Below are 20275 nucleotides of genomic sequence, written 5' to 3' on the forward strand. Positions count from 1 at the left end.
GGCCTGTCGGCAGACCCTGCGGCCCGTCCCGCATCGACGGTCGCCGCAGGCGGGTCTAGCTTCCTTCTGCCGCGCTCCCGTCCCGGCGCAGCCGCTGCCCTTCCGCGCTGTCTTCGACTTGCCAGCCCAGCGTTTCAAGTGCATCGCGCAGATGGTCGGACAGTGCCCAGTCCTTGCCGGCACGGGCCTCCCGGCGTTGATCCAGCAAGGCCACTACATCCGCAGGTACCTCGGGTGAGTCTGCCTGCCAGTCGCACAACCGCAGCCCGAGCACCGCGTCGAAATGATCGACAGTGGCCCGCCGTGTCGCTGCCGATAGATCGCTTCGGCTCAACTCCCACAGAACGGCCAGAGCGCGCGGCAGGTTGAGGTCCTTGTTCACCTCTGCATTGAAGCGGGCCACGAAGCCCTCGTGTGCCGTGCCGCCCTCGGGCCAACTTGCATACGTGTTGCGCAACCGCTCCAGTGTGGCTTGCGCCGCGCCCATGGCCTCCTCGGTGAAGCGCAGCGTGCTCCGATAGTGCGCGGTAAGGCACAGGTAGCGATAGGCCAACGGGTCGAAGCCTCGGTCGATCAATGTCTGCAGGCGGAGGAAGTCGCCCTCCGTCTTGGCCATCTTCTTGTCGTCCAGCGTGAGGAAATGGCCATGCATCCAGAAGTTGGCAAGCCGGGTGCCGTGGCATGCCTGTGTTTGCGCGATCTCGTTGCTGTGATGCACCCCGATGTGGTCTTCTCCGCCGCAGTGAATATCGAACCACGGGCCCAGGTGCTTGGCCGACATGGCCGAGCATTCGATGTGCCAGCCGGGAAAGCCGCGTCCCCAGGGGCTGTCCCACTCCATTTGTCGTCTGCTGTCCGTGGGGCTGAATTTCCAGAGGGCGAAATCCGAGACATTGCGTTTTTCGCCCATTGCGACTCGCTTGCCGGCCTGCAGGCCTGTGCGCTCGAGGCGGGCGAGATGGCCGTAGTCGTCCTGCTTCACGGTGTCGAAGTAGATGCCGTCGGAGGTCCGATAGGTGTAGCCCTTGCGTTCGAGAGCGGCGATGAATTCCAGCTGCTCGGGAATGTGGTCAGTGGCACGCGGCCACTCTGCTGGCTCCAGCAGATTCAGCGCCCGCCAGTCGGACTGGAAGGCTGCCGTATGGCGTTGCGCAATGGACCAGGCAGTCTCTCCGGATCGCCTGCTCCCTTTCTCCATCTTGTCTTCGCCCTCATCGGCATCCGAGACAAGGTGACCGACGTCGGTGATGTTGACGATATGCCGCACGCGGTAGCCGTTCAATTCCAGCACGCGGCGCAGCACGTCTTCGAAAACGTACGTGCGCAGGTTGCCGATGTGCGCGTAGTCGTACACCGTCGGTCCGCAGCAGTACAGGCCCACATGCTCAGGTTGCAAGGGCGTGAACGGGCGCAGGGAGCGCGACCAAGTGTCGTACAGGGCAACGGACATGCGGGCCTTTCGTGATGCGAGGGTGGTCGTTGAAAAACAAAATGGCCACCGGTCTTGCAACAGGTGGCCATCAGGGATGCGGACGTGAACCGAAGCGCTAGCCGCAGACTCCCCTTGGCAGGCTCAGACAGCATGCGCGGAAAAGCAGGGAAGACAAGGATGCGAAAGCAAACATCGAAGTGATCGTAGCGTTCGCTCCGGGGCTGGTCAAACGGAAAGCACCATGCTGCGGACGCCACGTCACCAACGCGCCGCCCACTTCTCCAGCGGCACGCGCGCCGCATTGCACACGTAGCTCACCGAGTGGTACCAGCCCGCGAGCATCATCAGCTCGATGAGTTGCGCGTGGCTCCAGTGCGCGCGCAGGGCCTCCCAGAGCGCATCGTCCACGTCGCTGGTGTCGTGGAGCTGGTCGACCATCGACACCAGCAGCCGGTCGCGCGGAGCGAGCAGGGTGAGGTCGCCGTCGGCCGATGCCATCGCGCGGCGGTCGGTGTCGCTGAAGCCGGCGGCATCGGCGAAGCCGGTCCAGTGCACGCCCCATTCGTATTCGGCGCCGCAACGGAAACAGACGCGCAGGATGACGATCTCGCGTTCCCGCAGGCTGATGGCCGCCTTGCGGCCCAGCAGGTAGCGCCCCAGGTCCAGCGTGCGCTCGGCCAGTGCCGGGTTCACGGCCAGCACGCGGAACAGCGCGAGTACTTCTGGCGCTTGCGGCGGCGTCATGCGCACGAGCAGTTCGCCGATGGGCTCGGGGTAGGGGGCTTCGAGTGGAGGGATGCGCGGCGGGTGGTGTTCGGTGGTGTCGGTCACGAGGAGTCTCCTTGATGGCGATGAGGCTGAAATCGCTACGAAATACGTAGCGGTTGGATGCAGTCTATCGCTACGGATTGCGTAGCGCAAGCGCGTACACTCGCCTGATCGATCAAGCAAGGCCTCGTCATGGAAGAAGCACAACCCGCCGTATCGCGCCGCCCCGTCATGCGGCTGCTGGAGCAGCTCGGCCGCAAGGGCACGCTGCGCATCCTCTGGGAGCTGCGCGATGGCCTGCCGCAGAGCTTCAGGGCGCTGCGCACGAGCACGGACCAGATGTCGCCCTCGGTGCTGAACGACCGGCTCAAGGAGTTGCGCGCGGCCGGCGTGGTCGAGCTCGCGGGCGCGGGATACGTGCTGACCGAGGCGGGCGCGGAACTCGTCCGGCGCCTGCTGCCGCTGAACCAGTGGGCCAACCGCTGGCTGGACGACACGGCTTCGAACTAACATAGGCCGGATATCCCCTCCGACTCCAGTCCTTCGATGTCCGTCACTTCGCTCCTGCTGCAGCTCATCGTCATCCTGGTCACCGCCCGCTTCTGCGGCTGGGTTCTTCGCCACGTGGGCCAGCCCGGCGTGGTCGGCGAGATGGCAGCGGGCCTGATGCTCGGCCCGGTCGTGATGGGGGCGCTCTTTCCTTCGCTGCATGCGCAGCTGTTCTCCAAGGAGTCGCTGCAGGGGCTCTCGTCGCTTTCCACCCTGGGGCTGGTGCTGTTCATGTTCGTGGTCGGCCTGGAGCTGCGGGCTTCGAAGGGCGTGCGCGAGCAGCTTCGCTCGGCGGGCTACGTGGGCGTGCTGAGCGTGGTCGTGCCGATGGCGCTGGGCCTCGCGATCGCGCCGGCGCTGCATCCCTCGCTCGCGCCGGCCGGCGTCGGCTTCTGGCCCTTCGCGTTGTTCATCGCGGCGGCGTTGTCGATCACCGCCTTCCCCGTGATGGCGCGCATCCTGAAGGACCGCGGCATGACGCGCACGCCTTTCGGCCAACTCTCGCTGGGCGCGGCGGCGGTGGTCGACGTGTTCGCCTGGATCCTGCTGGCCTTCGTGGTCGCGATGGTCGGTGCGGGCGAGGGCTACCAGGGGCTGCTGAAGATCACGCTGGGCATGGCGGTGGTGCTGGCGGCGCTGTTCTTCGGGCTCAAGCCGGCCTTCGCGTGGCTGCTGCGCGTCAAGGCGCCCGAGGGCGAGCCTTCGACCACCGTGATGGCGGCGCTGATGATCGGCCTGCTCGCGACGTCCCTCGCCACCGAGTGGCTGCATCTGCACGCGGTGTTCGGCGCCTTCCTCTTCGGAGCCTGCCTGCCGCGCGACGACCGCCTGCTGAAGTCGCTCACCGAGCGCATCGAGCCGATCTCCATCGTGGTGCTGATGCCGCTTTTCTTCGCTCTCGCCGGGCTGGGCACCACGCCCAACGCCTTCTCGGGTGCCAGCCTGGGCGCGATGCTGCTGATCGTGGGCGTGGCCACCGTGGGCAAGATCGCCGGCGGCGCTGCCGGCGCGCGCATGGCGGGCTACGGCTGGCGCGACAGCCTGGCCACCGGCTCGCTCATGAATGCACGTGGGCTGATGGAACTCATCGTGATGAAGATCGGCCTCGACGCGGGGCTGATCGGCCCCGAGCTGTTCACGATGCTGCTTGTGATGGCCCTCGCGACCACCGCGATGACGGGGCCGCTGATCAATCTTTTCATCGGCCGCAAGCCGGCTGTGGCGGCCGACGCCGCGCACGCAGCCAAGCCCTGATGCCGGTCACTGACGCGCGACGGTGAACCCGATGCGCGTCTCGCCGCCCCCGCTGGCCGCGAACACCCGCCCGCCATGCATGCGGGCGATGGCCTCCACGATCGACAGGCCCAGCCCGTGGTGCCGGGTCGAGCCGTCGCGGGCCTGCGCGGCCCGGTAGAAGCGCTCGAACAGGCGGGGCAGGGCGGCCGGGTCGATGGGCCGGCCCTTGTTGACCACCGCCACTGCGAACTCGCCTGCGTTCTCCTCGCCGATCTCGATGCGTATCGTCGAAGCCGCAGTCGCGAAGCGGATGGCGTTGCCCAGCAGGTTGAAGAGCGCGCGGCGGACCAGCGCCGCGTCCACGTCGGCCATGGCGTCGCCGCGCACCTCGGCGCGCAGGCCGGCTTCTTCCAGCATGGCGTCGTAGAAGTCGATCACGTCGCCGGCCTGTGCCGCAAGGCTCGTCGCCGCTCGCGTGCGCATCGGCGCGCCGCGCTCGGCCTGCGAGAGAAACAGCATGTCGGTGACGATGCCCGAGAGCCGGCCGACTTCCTCGAGGTTGGATGCGAGCACCGTCTGCAGCTCCTCGTTGCTGCGCGGGCGCGTGAGCGCGAGCTCGGTGGAGCCGATCAGGTTGGCCAGCGGCGTGCGCAGCTCGTGCGCCACATCGGCGTTGAAGGACTCGAGCTGCACGTAGGCGCGCTGCACCCGCAGCAGCAGCGCGTTGAACTGGGTGATCCAGGGGCGCAGTTCTTCGGCGAAGTCGGTGGCGTCGATGGGCTGGTTGGCCTTGTCTGGTGCCATGGCCGCGGTGCGCTCGGTGAGCGTCTTGAGCGGCTTCAGGCCGCGCCGCACCAGCCACATGCCCGTGAGCGAGACCAGCGCCGTGCCCAGCGCAACGGCGCCCACCAGGGTCCACGCCAGCCGGCGCAGCAGTTGCGCCTCCTGCGCAGTGTTCACGCCGATGCGCACCGAGAGCTGCGTGGTGGCGCCGGCCTGCGTCCAGGGCACCTTCACGTCGCGCAGCATCCAGCGGCCGCCTTCGGCGGGCCTCGATTCGAAGAGTTGCGTGCCGCCGGCCGAGATCGACAGCCGCACGTCGTCCTGCATCGAAAAGAAATCCTCGAGCTTGTGCCGCAGGAAGGCGAGGTCGCCGCCCTTCTCGGCCTCGCTCAGCAGGTGCTGCACGAGCACCGCCTTGTGGTCGAGCTCTTCCTCCTGCTTCTGCCCGAAGTTCCAGGCCGTCACGAGGTAGATGGCGAAGCAGATCACGCTGAGCCCGAACAGGGTCTGGGCGGCGAACCAGAGCGACAGGCGGCTCTGGAGGGATTGCGGCCGGGCGGTCAAGTCATGCCCAGGAGCGGTCTTCCAGGACGTAGCCCATGCCGCGCACGGTGTGCAGCAGCTTCACCTCGAACGGATCGTCGAGCTTGCTGCGCAGGCGCCGGATGGCCACTTCCACCACGTTGGTGTCGCTGTCGAAGTTCATGTCCCACACCTGCTCGGCGAGCGTGGTGCGCGAAAGGATCTGCCCGCGACGGCGCAGCAGCACCAGCAGCAGCGTGAACTCCTTGGCCGTGAGGTCCAGCCGCGTGCGGTTGCGCACGCACTTGCGGCTGACGAGGTCGACCTCCAGGTCGGCCAGCCGCAGCACGGTGGATTCCTGCGGCTTGCCCCGGCGCAGCAGGGCCTGCACGCGCGCCAGCAGCTCGGAGAAGGAGAAGGGCTTGACGAGGTAGTCGTCCGCTCCCTGCTGCAGCCCCTGAACGCGGTCCTCGACCTTGTCGCGCGCCGTGAGAACCAGCACAGGCACGTTTTTGGTGCGCCGTATGGCCTGCAGCACGGCAAAGCCGTCGATGCCGGGCAGCATCACGTCGAGCAGGATCAGCGCGTATTCGCCCTCGGTGGCGAGGTACTTCCCCTCGATGCCGTCGCGGGCGATGTCGACGACGTAGCCGTTCTCCTCCAGGCCCTTCTTGAGGTAGTCGCCCAGCTTGGGCTCGTCTTCGATGACAAGGATTCGCATTGCGCGATGGTATCGAAGCACTTTCGATACGCGGGTTACGTTTTGGTAATCCTATTGACGGACAAAGCCCCGCCCGGGCGTCATACATTGCGCCGGGCCTGCTGTTCGCAGGGCCATTGCCGGAATGCCCGACAGGGGCCGCCGATATACTTTTTGCCTCCATGCGCCGCTGGTTCCTCATCTTCATGCTCGTCCTGCTGCCGTTCCAGTTCAGCTGGGCGTCGGCATCGGCGTACTGCCAGCATGAGCGCGACACGCGGCCCGATCACTGGGGCCATCACGAAAGCGAGACGCGCGGCACCGACCGCAGCCACAGCGGCGAAGGCGCGCAGAAGAACTCCAGCACCCAGCCCAATGCCGTCGTCGGCGATTGCGCGGTCTGCCATTTCGGCCATGCCCAGCACGCCGACGCGCTGGACGAGCCGCTGGAATCCGTCGCACGCGTGGCCCAGCCGCTGCGCGCGACGCCCGACGAGCGTTTCGCCTCGCATGTCTCCGACGTTCCGGTCCGTCCCGACTGGTCTCTCGCCTCCTGATTCGGCGAGAGAAAACCACCCCTTCCTGATACCAACCATCAGCTAGCCGAGCTCTCGCCGAATTCGTCCGTCCGTTGTTTCGCAACCCAGGAGAATTCGATGCGCACGCTCTTCGTGCCGCTGGCCGTGCTGGCCATGGCGGCGCCCCCGGCTTTTTCACAGGTCTCGCAGGCCTCAGCCGGTCCCCGTTACTCACAGGCCGCGCAGACAGGCGCGGCGGCCCGCATGCAGGAGCCCGCGGGCCCGCTGACCCTGCGCAGCGCCATCGCGATGGCGTTGCAGGCCAACCCCGGCCTGTCTTCCGCATTGCGCGAGCAGGAGGCCACCGAGGCCGCCATCGTCCAGGCCGGCGCCTGGCCCAACCCCACGCTCGACGCGCAGCTCGAAGACCTGCGCCGCGACAACCGCACCACCACGCTGCAGCTGAGCCAGCCCATCGAACTGGGCGGCAAGCGCTCGGCCCGCGTCACGGCAGCGGAGCGGGCGCGCGACCAGGCCGCGTCGGCGCTGGCCGGCCGCCGCGCCGAGATCCGCGCGGCCACCGTCACGGCCTTCTTCGAGGTGCTGACCGCGCAGGAGCGCCTGCGGCTCGCGCAGGATTCGGTGGGGCTCGCTCAAACGGCCACCCGCGCCGCGGCCAATCGCGTGGCGGCGGGCAAGGTCTCGCCGCTGGAGGAAACCAAGGCGCGCGTGGCCGAGGCGGGCATCCGCGTCGAGCTGATGCAGGCCGAGGGCACGCTGCGCTCCGCGCGCCAGCAGCTGGCCGCGCTGTGGGGCAACCCGGCGCCGCGCTTCACGCAGGTGGATGGCGCGGTCGACCAGCTGCCGGCCATGGCGTCGGAGCAGGACGTGGCCGGCCGCATGGCTGCCGCGCCCGTGGTGCGGCAGGCGCGGCTCGAGGTCGAGCGGCGCAAGGCGCTGTCCGACCTGGAACGGGCCAGGCGCATTCCCGACGTGACCGTCTCGCTCGGCGCCAAGCGCGTGCCGGCTTCCGAGGGCGAGACCGGCAGCAGCCGGCGCAACCAGGTGGTGCTGGGCCTCTCCGTGCCGCTGCCGATCTTCGACACCAACCGGGGCAACGTCGCCGAGGCCCTGAGCCGCGAGGAAAAGGCGCGCGACGACCTCGTCGCCGCCGAGCTGCAACTCGGCACCGAGGTGGCCCAGGCCTCCGAACGCCTGCGCTCCGCGCACGCCACCGCCGAGACGCTGCAGCGCGACGCGCTGCCCGGCGCCGAGAGCGCCTACAAAGCCGCGACCAAGGGCTTCGAGCTCGGCAAGTTCAGCTTCCTGGAAGCGCTCGATGCGCAGCGCACTCTGTTCCAGGTGCGCGCGCAATACCTGCTCGCGCTGGCCGACGCGCACCGCGCGGCCGGCGATCTCGACCGGCTGCTGGGCAATGAAGGCAGCGAAGGTGGCGACATCTCTCCCGCGACGACGACGGCGCCCGTGGCGCGCTGACACGCGCTGACAAGCAAGGAACTCACAGATCATGAACACAGAAGAACGCAAGTCTTTCGCCGAGCGTGTCGGCAAGAAGCAGCTGATCGCCATCGCGGCCGTGCTCGCGCTGGGCGTGGGCGCCGGGGCGCTGATCCTGCGTAGCGCGCCCGCCAAGCCCGAGGCAGCGGGCCATTCGGAGGCCGCCGGCCATGGCGACGGGGAGCATCACGAGGAAGAGGGCCACAAGGAGTCCAAGACCGGCGAGGACCACGACCACAGCCACGGCGAGGCCAAGGGCCACGGCGACAAGGAGCACCACGCCGAGGAAGAAAAGGGCGAAACCAAGGCTGCCTCCGGCGAAGCCAAGGGCGAGGAGAAGTCCGCCGCGCACAAGGAGGACGAGGAAAAGATCGCCTTCACCGACGAGCAGGTCAAGGCCTCGGACATCACGATCGAGAACGCCGGCCCCGCGCGCATCAAGCTGTCGCTGCAGCTGCCCGGCGAGATCAAGTTCAACGAAGACCGCACGGCCCATGTGGTGCCGCGCGTGGCGGGCGTGGTCGACAGCGTGTCTGCCAACCTGGGCCAGGAGGTCAAGCGCGGGCAGGTGCTCGCGGTGCTGTCGAGCCCGGGGCTTTCCGAGCAGCGCAGCGAACTGCAGGCGGCACAGCGCCGGCTGGAGCTGGCCCGCACCACCCACGAGCGCGAGAAGAAGCTGTGGGAGGAAAAGATCTCGCCGCAGCAGGACTACCTGCAGGCGCAGCAGGCCATGCAGGAGGCGCAGATCGCGGTTGCCAACGCCAACCAGAAGCTGCTGGCGCTGGGCGCCACGCCCGCCTCGTCGGCACTGGGCCGCTACGAGCTGCGCGCGCCCTTCGACGGCATGGTGGTCGAAAAGCACATCTCGCTCGGCGAATCGGTTGGCGAGGCGGTCAACGTCTTCACCATTTCCGACCTGTCGACCGTGTGGGCCGAGATCAGCGTGGCCGCCAACAACCTGAACCTGGTGCGCATCGGCGAACAGGTGAAGATCCGCTCGACCGCCTTCGACCAGACCGCGACCGGCAAGGTGTCGTACGTCGGCTCGCTTATCGGCGCGCAGACGCGCACCGCCACGGCGCGCGTCACGCTGACCAACCCCGAGCGCATCTGGCGCCCGGGCCTGTTCGTGAACGTCGAGCTGGTGGCCTCCGAGACGGAGGCGCCCGTGACGGTTGCGGCCGACGCGGTGCAGACCGTGGAAGACAAGCCCACCGTGTTCCTGCGCGTACCCGGCGGCTTTTTGCCGCAGCACGTGCAGACCGGGCGCAGCGACGGCAAGCGCATCGAGATCGTCGGCGGGCTGAAGCCCGGCGCGGCCTATGCCGCCAGCGGCAGCTTCGTCGTGAAGTCGCAGCAGGGCAAGAGCTCGGCCACGCACACCCACTGAGGAAGCCCGCATGTTCGAACGAATCATCCGCTTCTCCATCGAGCAGCGCTGGCTGGTCCTGCTCGCCGTGTTCGGCATGGCGGCGCTGGGCATCTTCAGCTACCAGAAGCTGCCCATCGACGCCGTGCCCGACATCACCAACGTGCAGGTGCAGATCAACACCGCCGCGCCCGGCTACTCCCCGCTGGAGACCGAGCAGCGCGTGACCTATCCGATCGAGACCGTCATGGCCGGCCTGCCGGGCCTGCAGCAGACGCGCTCGCTCTCACGCTACGGCCTCTCGCAGGTCACGGTGATCTTCAAGGACGGCACCGACATCTACTTCGCGCGGCAGCTCGTCAACGAGCGCATACAGTCCGCGCGCGAGAGCATGCCGCGCGGCATCTCGCCGGTGATAGGGCCGATTTCCACCGGCCTCGGCGAGATCTACCTCTGGACCGTCGAGGCGGAAGAGGGCGCGAAGAAGGCCGATGGCAAGCCGTACTCGCCGACAGACCTGCGCGAGATACAGGACTGGATCATCAAGCCGCAGTTGCGCAACGTGCCGGGCGTGACCGAGATCAACTCCATCGGCGGCTTCGCCAAGGAGTTCCAGATCGCGCCCGATCCGGCCAAGCTGCTGGCCCACGGATTGACGATGAGCGACATCGTGCTCGCACTGGAGCGCAACAACGCCAACGTGGGCGCGGGCTACATCGAGAAGCGCGGCGAGCAGTACCTCATCCGCGCGCCGGGGCAGGTGAAGTCGGCCGAGGACATCGGCAACGTGATCCTCGGCAACGCCAACGGCATTCCGCTGCGCGTGCAGGACGTGGCCGAGGTCGGCATCGGCAAGGAGCTGCGCACGGGCGCGGCCACCGACAACGGCCGCGAGGTGGTGCTGGGCACCGTGTTCATGCTGATCGGCGAGAACAGCCGCACCGTGTCGCAGGCCGTCGACAAGAAGATGCAGGAGATCAACCGCACGCTCCCCGCCGGCGTGAAGGCGGTGACGGTGTATGACCGCACGGTGCTGGTCGACAAGGCCATCGCCACGGTGAAGAAGAACCTGTTCGAGGGCGCGGTGCTGGTCATCGCGATCCTGTTCATGTTCCTGGGCAACATCCGCGCGGCCATCATCACCGCGCTGGTGATCCCGCTGTCGATGCTCTTCACCTTCACCGGCATGGTGAACCAGAAGGTCAGCGCCAACCTCATGAGCCTGGGCGCGCTGGACTTCGGCATCATCATCGACGGGGCGGTGGTGATCGTGGAGAACTGCGTGCGAAGGCTGGCTCACGCGCAGGCCCACAAGGGACGGCCGCTCACGCGCAGCGAACGCTTCCACGAGGTGTTCGCGGCCTCGCAGGAGGCGCGGCGCGCGCTGCTGTTCGGCCAGCTGATCATCATGATCGTGTACCTGCCGATCTTTGCGCTCACGGGCGTCGAGGGCAAGCTGTTCCACCCGATGGCCTTCACCGTGGTGATCGCGCTGCTGGGCGCGATGATCCTGTCGATCACCTTCATCCCCGCTGCCGTGGCGCTGTTCATCGGCAACAAGGTCAGCGAGAAGGAGAACCGCCTGATGCTGTGGGCCAAGCGCGCCTACGAGCCTCTGCTGGCGCGCGTGATGTCGGCAAAGCCGCTGGTCATCACCTTCGCGGCCGTGGCCGTGGTGCTGTCGGGCCTGCTGGCCACGCGCCTGGGCACGGAGTTCGTGCCGAGCCTGAGCGAGGGCGACTTCGCCATCCAGGCGCTGCGCATTCCGGGCACCAGCCTCACGCAGTCGGTCGAGATGCAGAAGCAGCTCGAAAGCACGCTGAAGAAGAAGTTTCCGGAGATCGAGCGCGTGTTCGCGCGCACCGGCACGGCGGAGATCGCGTCCGATCCGATGCCGCCGAACATCTCCGACGGCTACATCATGCTCAAGCCCGAGAAGGACTGGCCCGAGCCGCGCCGCACGCGTGCCGAGGTGCTCGCGGCGGTGCAGGAAGAAGTCGAGAAGCTGCCGGGCAACAACTACGAGTTTTCGCAGCCGATCCAGCTTCGCTTCAACGAGCTGATCTCCGGCGTGCGCAGCGACGTGGCGGTGAAGATCTTCGGCGACGACATGGACGTGCTGAACAAGACCGCGGCCGAAGTGGCCGGCGTGCTCAACGGCATCTCCGGCGCGGCCGAGGTGAAGGTCGAGCAGACCACGGGCCTGCCAATGCTCACGGTGAACATCGACCGCAGCAAGACCGCGCGCTACGGCCTCAATGTTGGCGACGTGCAGGACGCGATCTCCGCCGCCGTCGGCGGGCGCGAGGCGGGCACGCTGTTCGACGGCGACCGGCGCTTCGACATCATCGTGCGCCTGCCCGAGAACCTGCGCACCGACCTGGAAGCCATCAAGCGCCTGCCCGTGGCCCTGCCCAAGGGCGCGGGCGCCGAAGGCCTGCGCACCAGCTTCATTCCGCTGGGCGAGGTGGCCACGCTCGACATCGCGCCGGGCCCCAACCAGGTGAGCCGCGAGGACGGCAAGCGCCGTATCGTGGTCAGCGCCAACGTGCGCGGGCGCGACCTGGGCTCCTTCGTGGCCGAGGCCGAGGAAGCCATGCGCAACGTGAAGATCCCCACCGGCTACTGGACCGTGTGGGGCGGGCAGTACGAGAACCTCGCCTCGGCCACGCAGCGGCTGCAGATCGTGGTGCCGGTGTCGCTGCTGCTGGTGTTCACGCTGCTGTTCGCGATGTTCGGCAACATCAAGGACGGGCTGCTGGTGTTCACCGGCATTCCGTTCGCGCTCACGGGCGGCATCGTGGCGCTGTGGATGCGCGGCATTCCGCTGTCGATCTCGGCGGCAGTGGGCTTCATCGCGCTGTCGGGCGTGGCGGTGCTCAACGGGCTGGTGATGATCTCGTTCATCCGCAACCTGAGAGAGGGCGGCCTGCCGTTGGACGCCGCCATCCGCGAAGGCGCGCTCACGCGCCTGCGCCCGGTGCTGATGACCGCGCTGGTTGCCTCGCTGGGCTTCGTGCCGATGGCCATCGCCACCGGCACCGGCGCCGAGGTGCAGCGGCCGCTGGCCACGGTGGTCATCGGCGGTATCCTGTCGTCGACCGCGCTGACGCTGCTGGTGCTCCCGCTGCTCTACCGCATCGCGCACCGGCGCGACGAAGAAGAGGCAGAAGAGGCGCAGGTGGAAGGGCGGGAGCAGGCCCACGGCGCGCCGCTCGATCCTTCAGGTCCTTCACTGCGAGGTTCCCATGGCACATGAGCATTCGCACGCCACCGGCGGCAACGAGAAGGCACTGCGCTGGGCGCTGCTGCTGACTTCGGTCTATCTCGTCGCCGAGGTGGTGGGCGGACTGGTGTCGGGCAGCCTCGCGCTGCTGTCCGACGCCGCGCACATGTTCACCGACACCGTGGCGCTGGCGATCTCGCTGACCGCCATCTGGATCGGCAAGCGGCCCGCCGACAGGCGGCGCACCTTCGGCTACTACCGCTTCGAGATCCTGGCGGCGGTGCTGAACGCGGTGCTGCTGTTCTTCGTGGCGATCTACGTGCTGTACGAGGCCTACCGGCGCATCTCGGCGCCGGCCGAGATCCAGTCGACCATGATGCTGCTGGTGGCCGCCGGCGGGCTGGTGGTCAACCTCATCGGCATGCGGCTGCTGGCCTCCGGCAAGGACGAGAGCCTCAACGTGAAGGGTGCGTACCTGGAAGTGTGGGCCGACATGCTGGGCTCCATCGGCGTGATCGTCGGCGCCATCGTCATCCGCTACACGGGCTGGGGCTGGGTCGACTCGGTGATCGCCGTGGCCATCGGCCTCTGGGTGCTGCCGCGCACCTGGCGGCTGTTGCGGGAGAGCCTCAACGTGCTGCTAGAGGGCGTGCCCGACGAGGTGGACCTGCCGGCGGTTGAGGGTGCGTTGCTCGGCAGCGAAGGCGTCGCGAGCCTGCATGACCTGCATGTGTGGGCGCTGTCGAGTGGCAAGGTCAACCTGAGCGTGCACGTGGTGTGCGCGCCGGAGACGGGCGACATGGCGCCGCTGACGCAGCAGTTGCGCGCGATGCTCGCCGAGCGCTTCGACATCCACCACTCCACCGTGCAGGTCGAGCGGGTGCCATGCGAGCAGGCGGCCGATACGCACGGTTTCGGGGCGGCGAAGGCCTAGGAAAGGTTCCGAGGCCGATTTTTTGGAAGAAAGAGCGATCCGGCTGTCACAGGCGCGTGCGGCCGGACGTCTTGCAGGCGAGGGTCGCCATCGGGGCGCTCCTTTCGCACTCTTTCTCGACCAAGGAATCACCATGAAAATCGTCATCATCGGAGGCTCCGGCCTCATCGGCTCCAGGCTCGCCGCACGGCTGCGCCAGGCCGGCCACGACGTCAACGCCGCATCGCCCTCCACGGGCGTCAACACCCTCACCGGCGAGGGCCTGAAGGAGGCGCTCGCGGGCGCCCGGGTCGTCGTCGACGTGGCGAACTCGCCCTCGTTCGAGGACGAGGCGGTGCGCAACTTCTTCGAGACCTCGGGACGCAATCTGCTCGCGGCCGAGGTGGAGGCCGGCGTGGCGCATCACGTCGCGCTGTCGGTGGTCGGCACCGAGCGCCTGCTCGACAGCGGCTACTTCCGCGCCAAGCAGCTCCAGGAAGACCTGATCGAGGCTTCGCCCGTGCCCTACACCATCGTGCAGGCCACGCAGTTCTTCGAGTTCGTGGGTGGCATCGCGGCGTCCAGCGTGCAGGACGGCGTTGTGCGGCTTTCGGACGCGCTTATCCAGCCGATGGCGGCCGACGACGTCGCCGCGGCGCTCGCCGAAGTCGTGACCGAGCTCCCGGCACGCGGCCGGATCGAGATCGCCGGGCCGCAGGCCGTTCCGCTCGATGCGCTGGTGCGACGCTTCTTCGAGGCGACGGGCGACACGCGCAGGGTCGTGACCGATCCTGGGGCCCGCTATTTCGGCGTGCGCCTCGACGACCGCTCGCTGACGCCCGGCGCCAGTCCGCGCCTGGGGGCGATCCGCTTCGACGAATGGCTGGCGCAGCGCGCGGCGGCCTGAGCGCGGAGGACAGACAGCCATGACCCGTCTCATCAAGACCATCTGCATCCCGCTCGGCATCGCCCTCGGCGCATTCGCCGCGATGCCCACCTCGGCAGCCCCCGAAGCCGCCGTGACCGTGCTCAGCACGAAGGACCTGGCGGACATGCCCGGCAAGGAGGCCATCGTGCTCGCCGTGGACTTTCCGCCTGGCTCGGTCGACCCCGTCCACCGCCACGACGCCCACGCATTCGTCTACGTGATCGAGGGTTCCATCGTGATGGGCGTGAAGGGTGGCCAGGAGGTTACGCTGACGCCCGGCCAGACCTTCTACGAGGGCCCGGGTGATATCCATACCGTGGGACGCAACGCGAGCGCTACGAAGCCGGCGAAGTTCATCGTGACCATGGTGAAGAACAAGGGCGTGCCGTTCTTCATTCCGGTGAAGTAGCGCCGGGGCTGCCATTTCAGCTTGCCGGGCCGGGGTGTTGGACAATCGCGCCCGGACTACCTTCCCATGCACGCAGATCGATGAGCAGCAGCCGCTACGACAACAAGTCTTTCACCCCAGCAAAGACCGAGGCGCGCGCGTCGCAGCGCCGCAAGGTCCACGGCGGCTCGTCGGCGCAGCCGCCCATGGCCTTCGATGTCGGCTACGCAGCGGCGCCTCCCGCCGCGCGCGTGAGGACCTGGCGGTCGACGGTGGTGGGCATCGCGATCGGTTTCGGCATCGTGCTCGCCTTCGCCATGAAGTGGCTCATGAGCTACCAGATCGACAGCGCGCAGGAGCGCCACGAGCAGCAGAAGGCGATGCGCGCAGCCGCCGCGCGCTGCTACGAACTCGCGTCGAACGCGGCGATCAACGCCTGCCTTAAGGACGTGGAAGCCAGGGGGCGCGAGGCCCAGTAAGCAGCCTCAGCGGGCGCGGATGGCCGATTTCGGCCGGAACGCCTTGCAGACCGAGTCGTCCGTCTCGAGGTAGGGCCCGCCGATCAGGTCGATGCAGTAGGGCACGGCCGCGAAGATGCCCGGCACCACCTGCACGCCCTCGGTGTCCTTCAGCCCTTCGAGCGTCTCGGCGATCGACTTCGGCTGGCCGGGCAGGTTGATGATCAGGCTCTTGTCGCGGATCACCGCCACCTGGCGCGAGAGGATCGCGGTGGGCACGAAGCGCAGGCTGATCTGGCGCATCTGCTCGCCGAAGCCCGGCATTTCCTTGTGCGCAACGGCCAACGTGGCCTCGGGCGTCACGTCGCGCAAGGCGGGGCCGGTGCCGCCGGTGGTCAGCACCAGCGAACAGCCGGCGTCGACCAGCTCGATCAGCGTGGCGCTGATGCGTTCGGCCTCGTCGGGGATCAGGCGGGGTTCGAACTCGATGGGGTTCTTCAGCGCACGGCCCAGCCAATCCTTCAACGAAGGCAGGCCCTTGTCCTCGTAGGTGCCGCTGGAGGCGCGGTCGCTGACGGAGACGATGCCGATGCGCACCGGGTCGAAAGTGCCGGCTTCGCTCATGCGTCTTCTTCCCGGTCCTGTGCGGCGGCAGCTGCCGCATGGTCGTCGCCGCCATGCACAGCCAGCTGGGCGCGCACCAGCTGGAAGATCTCGCGGTAAGCCTTGCCCTGACGGGGGGCCTCGCCGGCGGGGCCGGACTTCATGTCCTTGCGGGCCTGGCGGACCAGGGCGCGCAACTGCTGCGAATCGGTGGCGGGGTGGGTTTCGATCCAGCCGCCGAGTGCGTCGTCGTCGGCAATCAGCCGGTCGCGCCAGCGCTCGGCCTCGTGCAGGGCGGCGACTTCGGCCGCGGGCACGGTGTTCTGCTCGGTCAGGGCCTGTTTCACGGCTTCCAGCACTTCGGGCTCCAGCTTGCGCATGAGCTTGCCGATGAACTGCATCTGGCGGCGCTTGCCCTCGAAATTGGTGATCCGCTTGGCCTCGGCGATGGCTTCGACCAGTTTTTCGTCGAGCTGGAGCGCGTCGAACAGGCCGGCGCGCAGGGTGAGCAGCTCGGCGCCCAGCTTCTGCAGTTCTTCGCTTTCGCGCTTGAGGTCGGTGCGGCTGGCGTCGTCGGAGCCCTTGAGCTCGCGCTTGAGCTCGAGGTCGAGCTCGCTGCCTTCGGCCACGAAATGGCCGCGGACGTAATAGCCTTTTTTGGGTTTGCGGGACATGGGATGGATTCTGGGCCGCGCCGTGCAGCGTTGCAACGCGCGGCGGGAAGCTGGGGGAAAACCGGAAATGGGGGGCGCAAGTATCATAGCCACCACATGACGACATCCTCCTCGCGCGCCGATTCCGGCTTCGCCTACAGCCGATCCTTCTTCGAAAACCTGGTCGACACCGCATTGGCGCATGCCAAGAAGCTCGGTGCCACCGACGCCGGGGCCGAGGCCTCCGAGGGCTGCGGCCTGAGCGTCTCGGTGCGCAAGGGCGAGCTGGAGAACGTCGAGCGCAACCGCGACAAGTCGCTGGGCGTCACGGTCTACGTGGGCCACCGCCGCGGCAACGCCAGCACCTCCGATTTCTCCGAGGCGGCCATCGCCCAGACGGTGCAGGCGGCCTACGACATCGCCCGTTTCACGGCCGAAGACCCCGTCAGCGGCCTGCCGGACGAGGAAGACATCGCCAAGGTCCAGCCCGAACTCGACCTGTTCCACCCCTGGGACGTGACCAGCGAGCAAGCCGCGAAGCTGGCCCTGGAATGCGAAGAGGCCGCCCTGTCGACCGACAAGCGCATCACCAACAGCGAAGGCGCGGGCGTCTCGGCCCAGCAGAGCCATTTCTTCAGCGCCCACACGCATGGCTTCAGGGGCGGCTACGCCAGCTCGCGGCATTCCATCTCGGTGGCGCCCATCGCCGGCAAGGGCGACGACATGCAGCGCGACGCCTGGTACAGCTCCATGCGCTCGGCCGACGAACTGGCCAGCCCGCAGGCCGTGGGCCGCTACGCCGCCGAGCGCGCGCTCAGCCGCCTGAAGTCGCGCAAGATCAAGACCACCGAATGCCCGGTGCTGTTCGAGTCGCCGCTGGCCGTGGGCCTGCTGGGCTCGCTGGTGCAGGCCGTGAGCGGCGGGTCGCTGTACCGCAAGAGCACCTTCCTGCTCGACTCGTTGGGCAAGCCCGTGCTGCCGGCGCACGTCGACGTGGCCGAAGACCCGCACCTGCTGCGCGGCAAGGGCAGCGCCCCCTTCGACGACGAAGGAGTGACCACCCGGGCACGCAAGGTGGTCGACGCCGGTCGCCTCGAGGGCTATTTCCTCTCGACCTACTCGGCCCGCAAGCTGGGCATGAAGACCACCGGCAACGCCGGCGGCTCGCACAACCTCACGCTCAGCTCGCGCCTCACGAAGCACACCGACGACCTCGACGCGATGCTCGCCAAGCTGGGCACCGGCCTGTTCGTGATCGAGCTGATGGGGCAGGGCGTGAACTACGTGACCGGCGACTACTCGCGCGGCGCCAGCGGCTTTTGGGTGGAGAAGGGCAAGATCGCCTTCCCGGTGCAGGAGATCACCATCGCCGGCAACCTGAAGGACATGCTGCTGGGTATTGAAGCCATCGGGGCGGATGCCTACACTTTCGGCGCCAAGACCACCGGATCGGTCCTGGTGAACCGCATGAAGGTCGCCGGCGCCTGAAGGCTGCGCCGCCGGCCTGCGCGCGAGGGCTTGTCGAACATGAGGCATAACGCAGCGCGAAAACCGGAACTCGAGCACGAACTGATGCGCGACCCCCGGCTCGGCTTCGAGCCGGCGGGCGGCAGTTCGGTGCGCTGCCTGCAGCACGGCGTGCCCTGGCCCTTCGACTGCTGGCACTACCACGACGAATACGAGCTGCAGTGCATCAACCGCAGCAGCGGCGACGCTTTTGTGGGCGACCACATCGGCCGTTTCGAGCCCGGCTACGTGGCGCTGGTGGGCGCCCGGCTGCCCCACACCTGGATCTCGCACGACGTGCCGCCCGAGGGCATCGCCGAGCGCAGCATGGTCATCCACTTCCGCGACGAGCCGCTGCGCAAGGGCACCGACCTGTTTCCCGAGCTGAAGACCGTGCTGCCGATGCTCGACCGGGCCAAGCTGGGCATCGAGTTCTTCGGTATCCACTCGCTGGTGCGCGAACGCTTCCTGCGAGTTCAGGCGCAGGAGGGCATGGCCCGGCTGGCGGAGTTCATCGGCCTGCTGCACGAGCTGGCCCGCTGGCCCGACTGGCGCCAGATTTCCAGCACCGCCGACCCGGCCGGGGAAGACCCGAGCGCCAACACCCGCATGCGCCGCGTGCTCGACTACCTCGACCGGCACCTGACCGAGGACCTTTCGCTGCCGGCAGTGTGCGCCGTGGCCAACATGGCCGAGAGCAGCTTCTCGCGCTGGTTCCACCGGCACATGGGCGCCACCTTCACCGACTTCGTCACGCGGCTGCGCGTGGCCAAGGCCTGCGAGATGCTGCAGGTGTCCGACCGGCTGGTGAGCGACATCTGCTACGAGGTGGGCTTCGCGAATCTCGCCAACTTCAACCGCCGCTTCCTGCAGCTCAAGGGCATGACACCCTCGGCCTACCGGCAGCAGGCGCAGGATCGCTTCGGCCTGCGCACGGCGCAGAACACGCCGCTCGCCACCACGGACTGAGCCGTTGCGGCTTCAGGAGGCCGTGTCCTGCGGCGTCTGGTGCCGCGTGAGCGCCCAGAATGCCAGCGCCACGCCGCTGACGAGGGCCCCGGCAACGCAGACGCCGTTCCAGCCCGCATGGGCGTACACCATCGTCGAGGCCATCGATCCGGTGGCGGACCCGATGGAGTAGAAGATCATGTACCCGGCCGTCAGTCGGCTCTGCGCCTCGGGGCGCACGCGGTAGATCAGGCTCTGGTTGGCCACGTGCACCGACTGCAGCCCGAAGTCGATGACGACCACGCCGGCCACCATTGCCCAGATGGACCACGGCAGCATCGCGATGAGCGGCCACGACAGCAGCATCGCCCCCAGGCCGATGAAGGTGGTGCGCTGCGCGCGGCCACGATCCGCCTGACGGCCCGCTCGGGCCGCGCCCAGGGCCCCGGCCGCACCCGCGAGGCCGAAAAGGCCCACCTGCGTGTGCGACAGAGAGAAGGGCGGCGCCGTCAGCGGCAGCACCATCGGCGTCAGCATCATGGTGATGGCCATGAAGATCAGCATCGCGAGCACGGCGCGGATGCGCAGCACCGGCTCCTGCGCGAAGAGCGCGAACACCGAGCGGATCAGCTGCACGTAGGAGATGCCCGGCGCGGGCCGCGCGCGGCTCGGCAGCACCATCCACAGCAGGCCGGAGACCAGCAGCGTGGCCGCCGCCGACGCCAGGTACACCGAACGCCAGCCGAAGAGATCCGACAGCGTGCCCGAGACCGCCCGCGCCAGCAGGATGCCGAGGATGATGCCGCTGGTGACCGTGCCCACCACGCGACCGCGTTCGCCCGGCGCGGCCATGCTCGCGGCATAGGCGACCAGCACCTGCGTCACCACCGCCAGCACGCCCACGGCGGCCATCGCCGGCAGCAGCACCGACGCGCCCGGCGCCAGCGCCACCGCCAGCAGGGCGACCGCCGACAGCAGCGATTGCCCGACGATCAGCCGTCGCCGGTCGACGAGATCGCCCAGCGGAACCACCAGCAGAAGCCCCAGCCCGTAGCCGATCTGCGTGATGGTGATGACGACACCGACCGTGGCGGGCCGGATGCCGAAGGTGTGCGACAGCGTGTCCAGCAGCGGTTGGGCGTAGTAGACGTTGGCCACCGCGAATCCGCAGGCGACGGCGAACAGCAGCGCCAGCGCGCCCGATATCGACGGCTCGGGGCATGGCCGCGCCCCCGCCGCATCGACGTTCAGTTCCAT

19 protein-coding genes are annotated in these 20275 nt (G+C 68.1%); 12 read left to right on the plus strand and 7 right to left on the minus strand.

Annotation, left to right across the window (positions count from 1 at the left end; all coding sequences use genetic code 11):
- Window positions 1–55 precede the first annotated feature (55 nt).
- Together cysS and ABL840_RS13260 are read right to left on the minus strand one after the other, a co-directional pair.
- Window positions 56–1450 (minus strand): cysteine--tRNA ligase, encoded by a 1395-nt coding sequence (gene cysS, locus ABL840_RS13255; RefSeq protein ID WP_093300705.1) that lies wholly within the window; start codon window positions 1448–1450, stop codon window positions 56–58.
- A gap of 240 nt (window positions 1451–1690) precedes the next feature.
- Complete coding sequence (locus tag ABL840_RS13260; protein ID WP_093300704.1) at window positions 1691–2263, minus strand: carboxymuconolactone decarboxylase family protein; 573 nt, start codon at window positions 2261–2263, stop codon at window positions 1691–1693.
- 129 nt (window positions 2264–2392) lie between these two features.
- On the opposite strand from ABL840_RS13260, the gene ABL840_RS13265 reads away from it, so the two are divergent.
- Both ABL840_RS13265 and ABL840_RS13270 read left to right on the plus strand, forming a co-directional pair.
- Window positions 2393–2710, plus strand: a complete 318-nt coding sequence (locus ABL840_RS13265; protein ID WP_093300703.1) for a winged helix-turn-helix transcriptional regulator — start codon at window positions 2393–2395, stop codon at window positions 2708–2710.
- A 36-nt stretch (window positions 2711–2746) separates the two neighbouring features.
- Complete coding sequence (locus tag ABL840_RS13270; RefSeq protein ID WP_093204669.1) at window positions 2747–4003, plus strand: cation:proton antiporter; 1257 nt, start codon at window positions 2747–2749, stop codon at window positions 4001–4003.
- A 6-nt stretch (window positions 4004–4009) separates the two neighbouring features.
- On the opposite strand, the gene ABL840_RS13275 is transcribed toward ABL840_RS13270, so the two are convergent.
- Window positions 4010–5332 (minus strand): heavy metal sensor histidine kinase, encoded by a 1323-nt coding sequence (locus ABL840_RS13275; protein WP_093300701.1) that lies wholly within the window; start codon window positions 5330–5332, stop codon window positions 4010–4012.
- A gap of 1 nt (window position 5333) precedes the next feature.
- Window positions 5334–6011, minus strand: a complete 678-nt coding sequence (locus tag ABL840_RS13280) for a heavy metal response regulator transcription factor (RefSeq protein WP_093204673.1) — start codon at window positions 6009–6011, stop codon at window positions 5334–5336.
- Between the two features lie 161 nt (window positions 6012–6172).
- On the opposite strand from ABL840_RS13280, the gene czcI reads away from it, so the two are divergent.
- From czcI to ABL840_RS13320, 8 genes are all read left to right on the plus strand, one after another.
- Window positions 6173–6547, plus strand: coding sequence for a cation efflux protein, CzcI family (czcI, locus tag ABL840_RS13285; RefSeq protein ID WP_093300700.1), 375 nt, complete (start codon window positions 6173–6175; stop codon window positions 6545–6547).
- 99 nt (window positions 6548–6646) lie between these two features.
- The gene (locus ABL840_RS13290; protein WP_093300699.1) at window positions 6647–8005 is read left to right on the plus strand and encodes a TolC family protein; all 1359 of its coding nucleotides are present in this window, start codon (window positions 6647–6649) and stop codon (window positions 8003–8005) included.
- A 31-nt stretch (window positions 8006–8036) separates the two neighbouring features.
- Window positions 8037–9416, plus strand: a complete 1380-nt coding sequence (locus tag ABL840_RS13295; protein ID WP_093300697.1) for an efflux RND transporter periplasmic adaptor subunit — start codon at window positions 8037–8039, stop codon at window positions 9414–9416.
- A gap of 10 nt (window positions 9417–9426) precedes the next feature.
- Window positions 9427–12654, plus strand: a complete 3228-nt coding sequence (locus ABL840_RS13300; RefSeq protein ID WP_093300696.1) for a CusA/CzcA family heavy metal efflux RND transporter — start codon at window positions 9427–9429, stop codon at window positions 12652–12654.
- A complete protein-coding gene (locus tag ABL840_RS13305; RefSeq protein WP_093300694.1) occupies window positions 12644–13555 on the plus strand; it encodes a cation diffusion facilitator family transporter in 912 nt (303 codons plus the stop codon). The genes ABL840_RS13300 and ABL840_RS13305 overlap by 11 nt, the downstream gene beginning before the upstream one ends.
- A 133-nt stretch (window positions 13556–13688) precedes the next feature.
- Window positions 13689–14441: an SDR family oxidoreductase gene (locus tag ABL840_RS13310; protein WP_093300693.1), complete on the plus strand. Its 753-nt coding sequence runs from the start codon at window positions 13689–13691 to the stop codon at window positions 14439–14441.
- A gap of 19 nt (window positions 14442–14460) precedes the next feature.
- Window positions 14461–14871, plus strand: coding sequence for a cupin domain-containing protein (locus ABL840_RS13315; RefSeq protein WP_093204691.1), 411 nt, complete (start codon window positions 14461–14463; stop codon window positions 14869–14871).
- An 80-nt stretch (window positions 14872–14951) separates the two neighbouring features.
- Window positions 14952–15329 (plus strand): hypothetical protein, encoded by a 378-nt coding sequence (locus ABL840_RS13320; protein WP_093300692.1) that lies wholly within the window; start codon window positions 14952–14954, stop codon window positions 15327–15329.
- Between the two features lie 6 nt (window positions 15330–15335).
- On the opposite strand, the gene mog is transcribed toward ABL840_RS13320, so the two are convergent.
- Both mog and yjgA read right to left on the minus strand, forming a co-directional pair.
- Entirely contained in the window at window positions 15336–15932 is a 597-nt protein-coding gene (gene mog / locus ABL840_RS13325; protein WP_093300690.1) for a molybdopterin adenylyltransferase, read from the minus strand.
- Window positions 15929–16585: a ribosome biogenesis factor YjgA gene (gene yjgA / locus ABL840_RS13330; protein WP_093300689.1), complete on the minus strand. Its 657-nt coding sequence runs from the start codon at window positions 16583–16585 to the stop codon at window positions 15929–15931. The genes mog and yjgA overlap by 4 nt, the downstream gene beginning before the upstream one ends.
- Before the next feature lie 96 nt (window positions 16586–16681).
- Between yjgA and pmbA the strand changes: the two genes are divergently transcribed.
- The gene (gene pmbA, locus ABL840_RS13335; RefSeq protein WP_093300687.1) at window positions 16682–18052 is read left to right on the plus strand and encodes a metalloprotease PmbA; all 1371 of its coding nucleotides are present in this window, start codon (window positions 16682–16684) and stop codon (window positions 18050–18052) included.
- Between the two features lie 39 nt (window positions 18053–18091).
- On the plus strand, window positions 18092–19039 hold the full coding sequence (locus ABL840_RS13340; RefSeq protein ID WP_093301187.1) for an AraC family transcriptional regulator: 948 nt from the start codon (window positions 18092–18094) through the stop codon (window positions 19037–19039).
- A 12-nt stretch (window positions 19040–19051) separates the two neighbouring features.
- Here ABL840_RS13340 and ABL840_RS13345 read toward each other — a convergent pair whose 3' ends face one another.
- Entirely contained in the window at window positions 19052–20275 is a 1224-nt protein-coding gene (locus ABL840_RS13345; RefSeq protein ID WP_093300686.1) for an MFS transporter, read from the minus strand.

Origin of the sequence: Variovorax sp. NFACC27 (assembly GCF_048301545.1) — a bacterium.
Lineage (GTDB): Bacteria > Pseudomonadota > Gammaproteobacteria > Burkholderiales > Burkholderiaceae_C > Variovorax > Variovorax gossypii.

Excerpts from the sequence above, each read along its gene's own strand:
- cysS (WP_093300705.1), bottom strand. The coding sequence starts at position 1,450 with ATGTCCGTTGCCCTGTACGACACTTGGTCGCGCTCCCTGCGCCCGTTC.
- ABL840_RS13265 (WP_093300703.1), top strand. The coding sequence starts at position 2,393 with ATGGAAGAAGCACAACCCGCCGTATCGCGCCGCCCCGTCATGCGGCTG.
- ABL840_RS13270 (WP_093204669.1), top strand. The coding sequence starts at position 2,747 with ATGTCCGTCACTTCGCTCCTGCTGCAGCTCATCGTCATCCTGGTCACC.
- ABL840_RS13280 (WP_093204673.1), bottom strand. The coding sequence starts at position 6,011 with ATGCGAATCCTTGTCATCGAAGACGAGCCCAAGCTGGGCGACTACCTC.
- czcI (WP_093300700.1), top strand. The coding sequence starts at position 6,173 with ATGCGCCGCTGGTTCCTCATCTTCATGCTCGTCCTGCTGCCGTTCCAG.
- ABL840_RS13290 (WP_093300699.1), top strand. The coding sequence starts at position 6,647 with ATGCGCACGCTCTTCGTGCCGCTGGCCGTGCTGGCCATGGCGGCGCCC.
- ABL840_RS13295 (WP_093300697.1), top strand. The coding sequence starts at position 8,037 with ATGAACACAGAAGAACGCAAGTCTTTCGCCGAGCGTGTCGGCAAGAAG.
- ABL840_RS13300 (WP_093300696.1), top strand. The coding sequence starts at position 9,427 with ATGTTCGAACGAATCATCCGCTTCTCCATCGAGCAGCGCTGGCTGGTC.
- ABL840_RS13305 (WP_093300694.1), top strand. The coding sequence starts at position 12,644 with ATGGCACATGAGCATTCGCACGCCACCGGCGGCAACGAGAAGGCACTG.
- ABL840_RS13310 (WP_093300693.1), top strand. The coding sequence starts at position 13,689 with ATGAAAATCGTCATCATCGGAGGCTCCGGCCTCATCGGCTCCAGGCTC.
- ABL840_RS13315 (WP_093204691.1), top strand. The coding sequence starts at position 14,461 with ATGACCCGTCTCATCAAGACCATCTGCATCCCGCTCGGCATCGCCCTC.
- ABL840_RS13320 (WP_093300692.1), top strand. The coding sequence starts at position 14,952 with ATGAGCAGCAGCCGCTACGACAACAAGTCTTTCACCCCAGCAAAGACC.
- mog (WP_093300690.1), bottom strand. The coding sequence starts at position 15,932 with ATGAGCGAAGCCGGCACTTTCGACCCGGTGCGCATCGGCATCGTCTCC.
- yjgA (WP_093300689.1), bottom strand. The coding sequence starts at position 16,585 with ATGTCCCGCAAACCCAAAAAAGGCTATTACGTCCGCGGCCATTTCGTG.
- pmbA (WP_093300687.1), top strand. The coding sequence starts at position 16,682 with ATGACGACATCCTCCTCGCGCGCCGATTCCGGCTTCGCCTACAGCCGA.
- ABL840_RS13340 (WP_093301187.1), top strand. The coding sequence starts at position 18,092 with ATGAGGCATAACGCAGCGCGAAAACCGGAACTCGAGCACGAACTGATG.
- ABL840_RS13345 (WP_093300686.1), bottom strand. The coding sequence starts at position 20,275 with ATGGAACTGAACGTCGATGCGGCGGGGGCGCGGCCATGCCCCGAGCCG.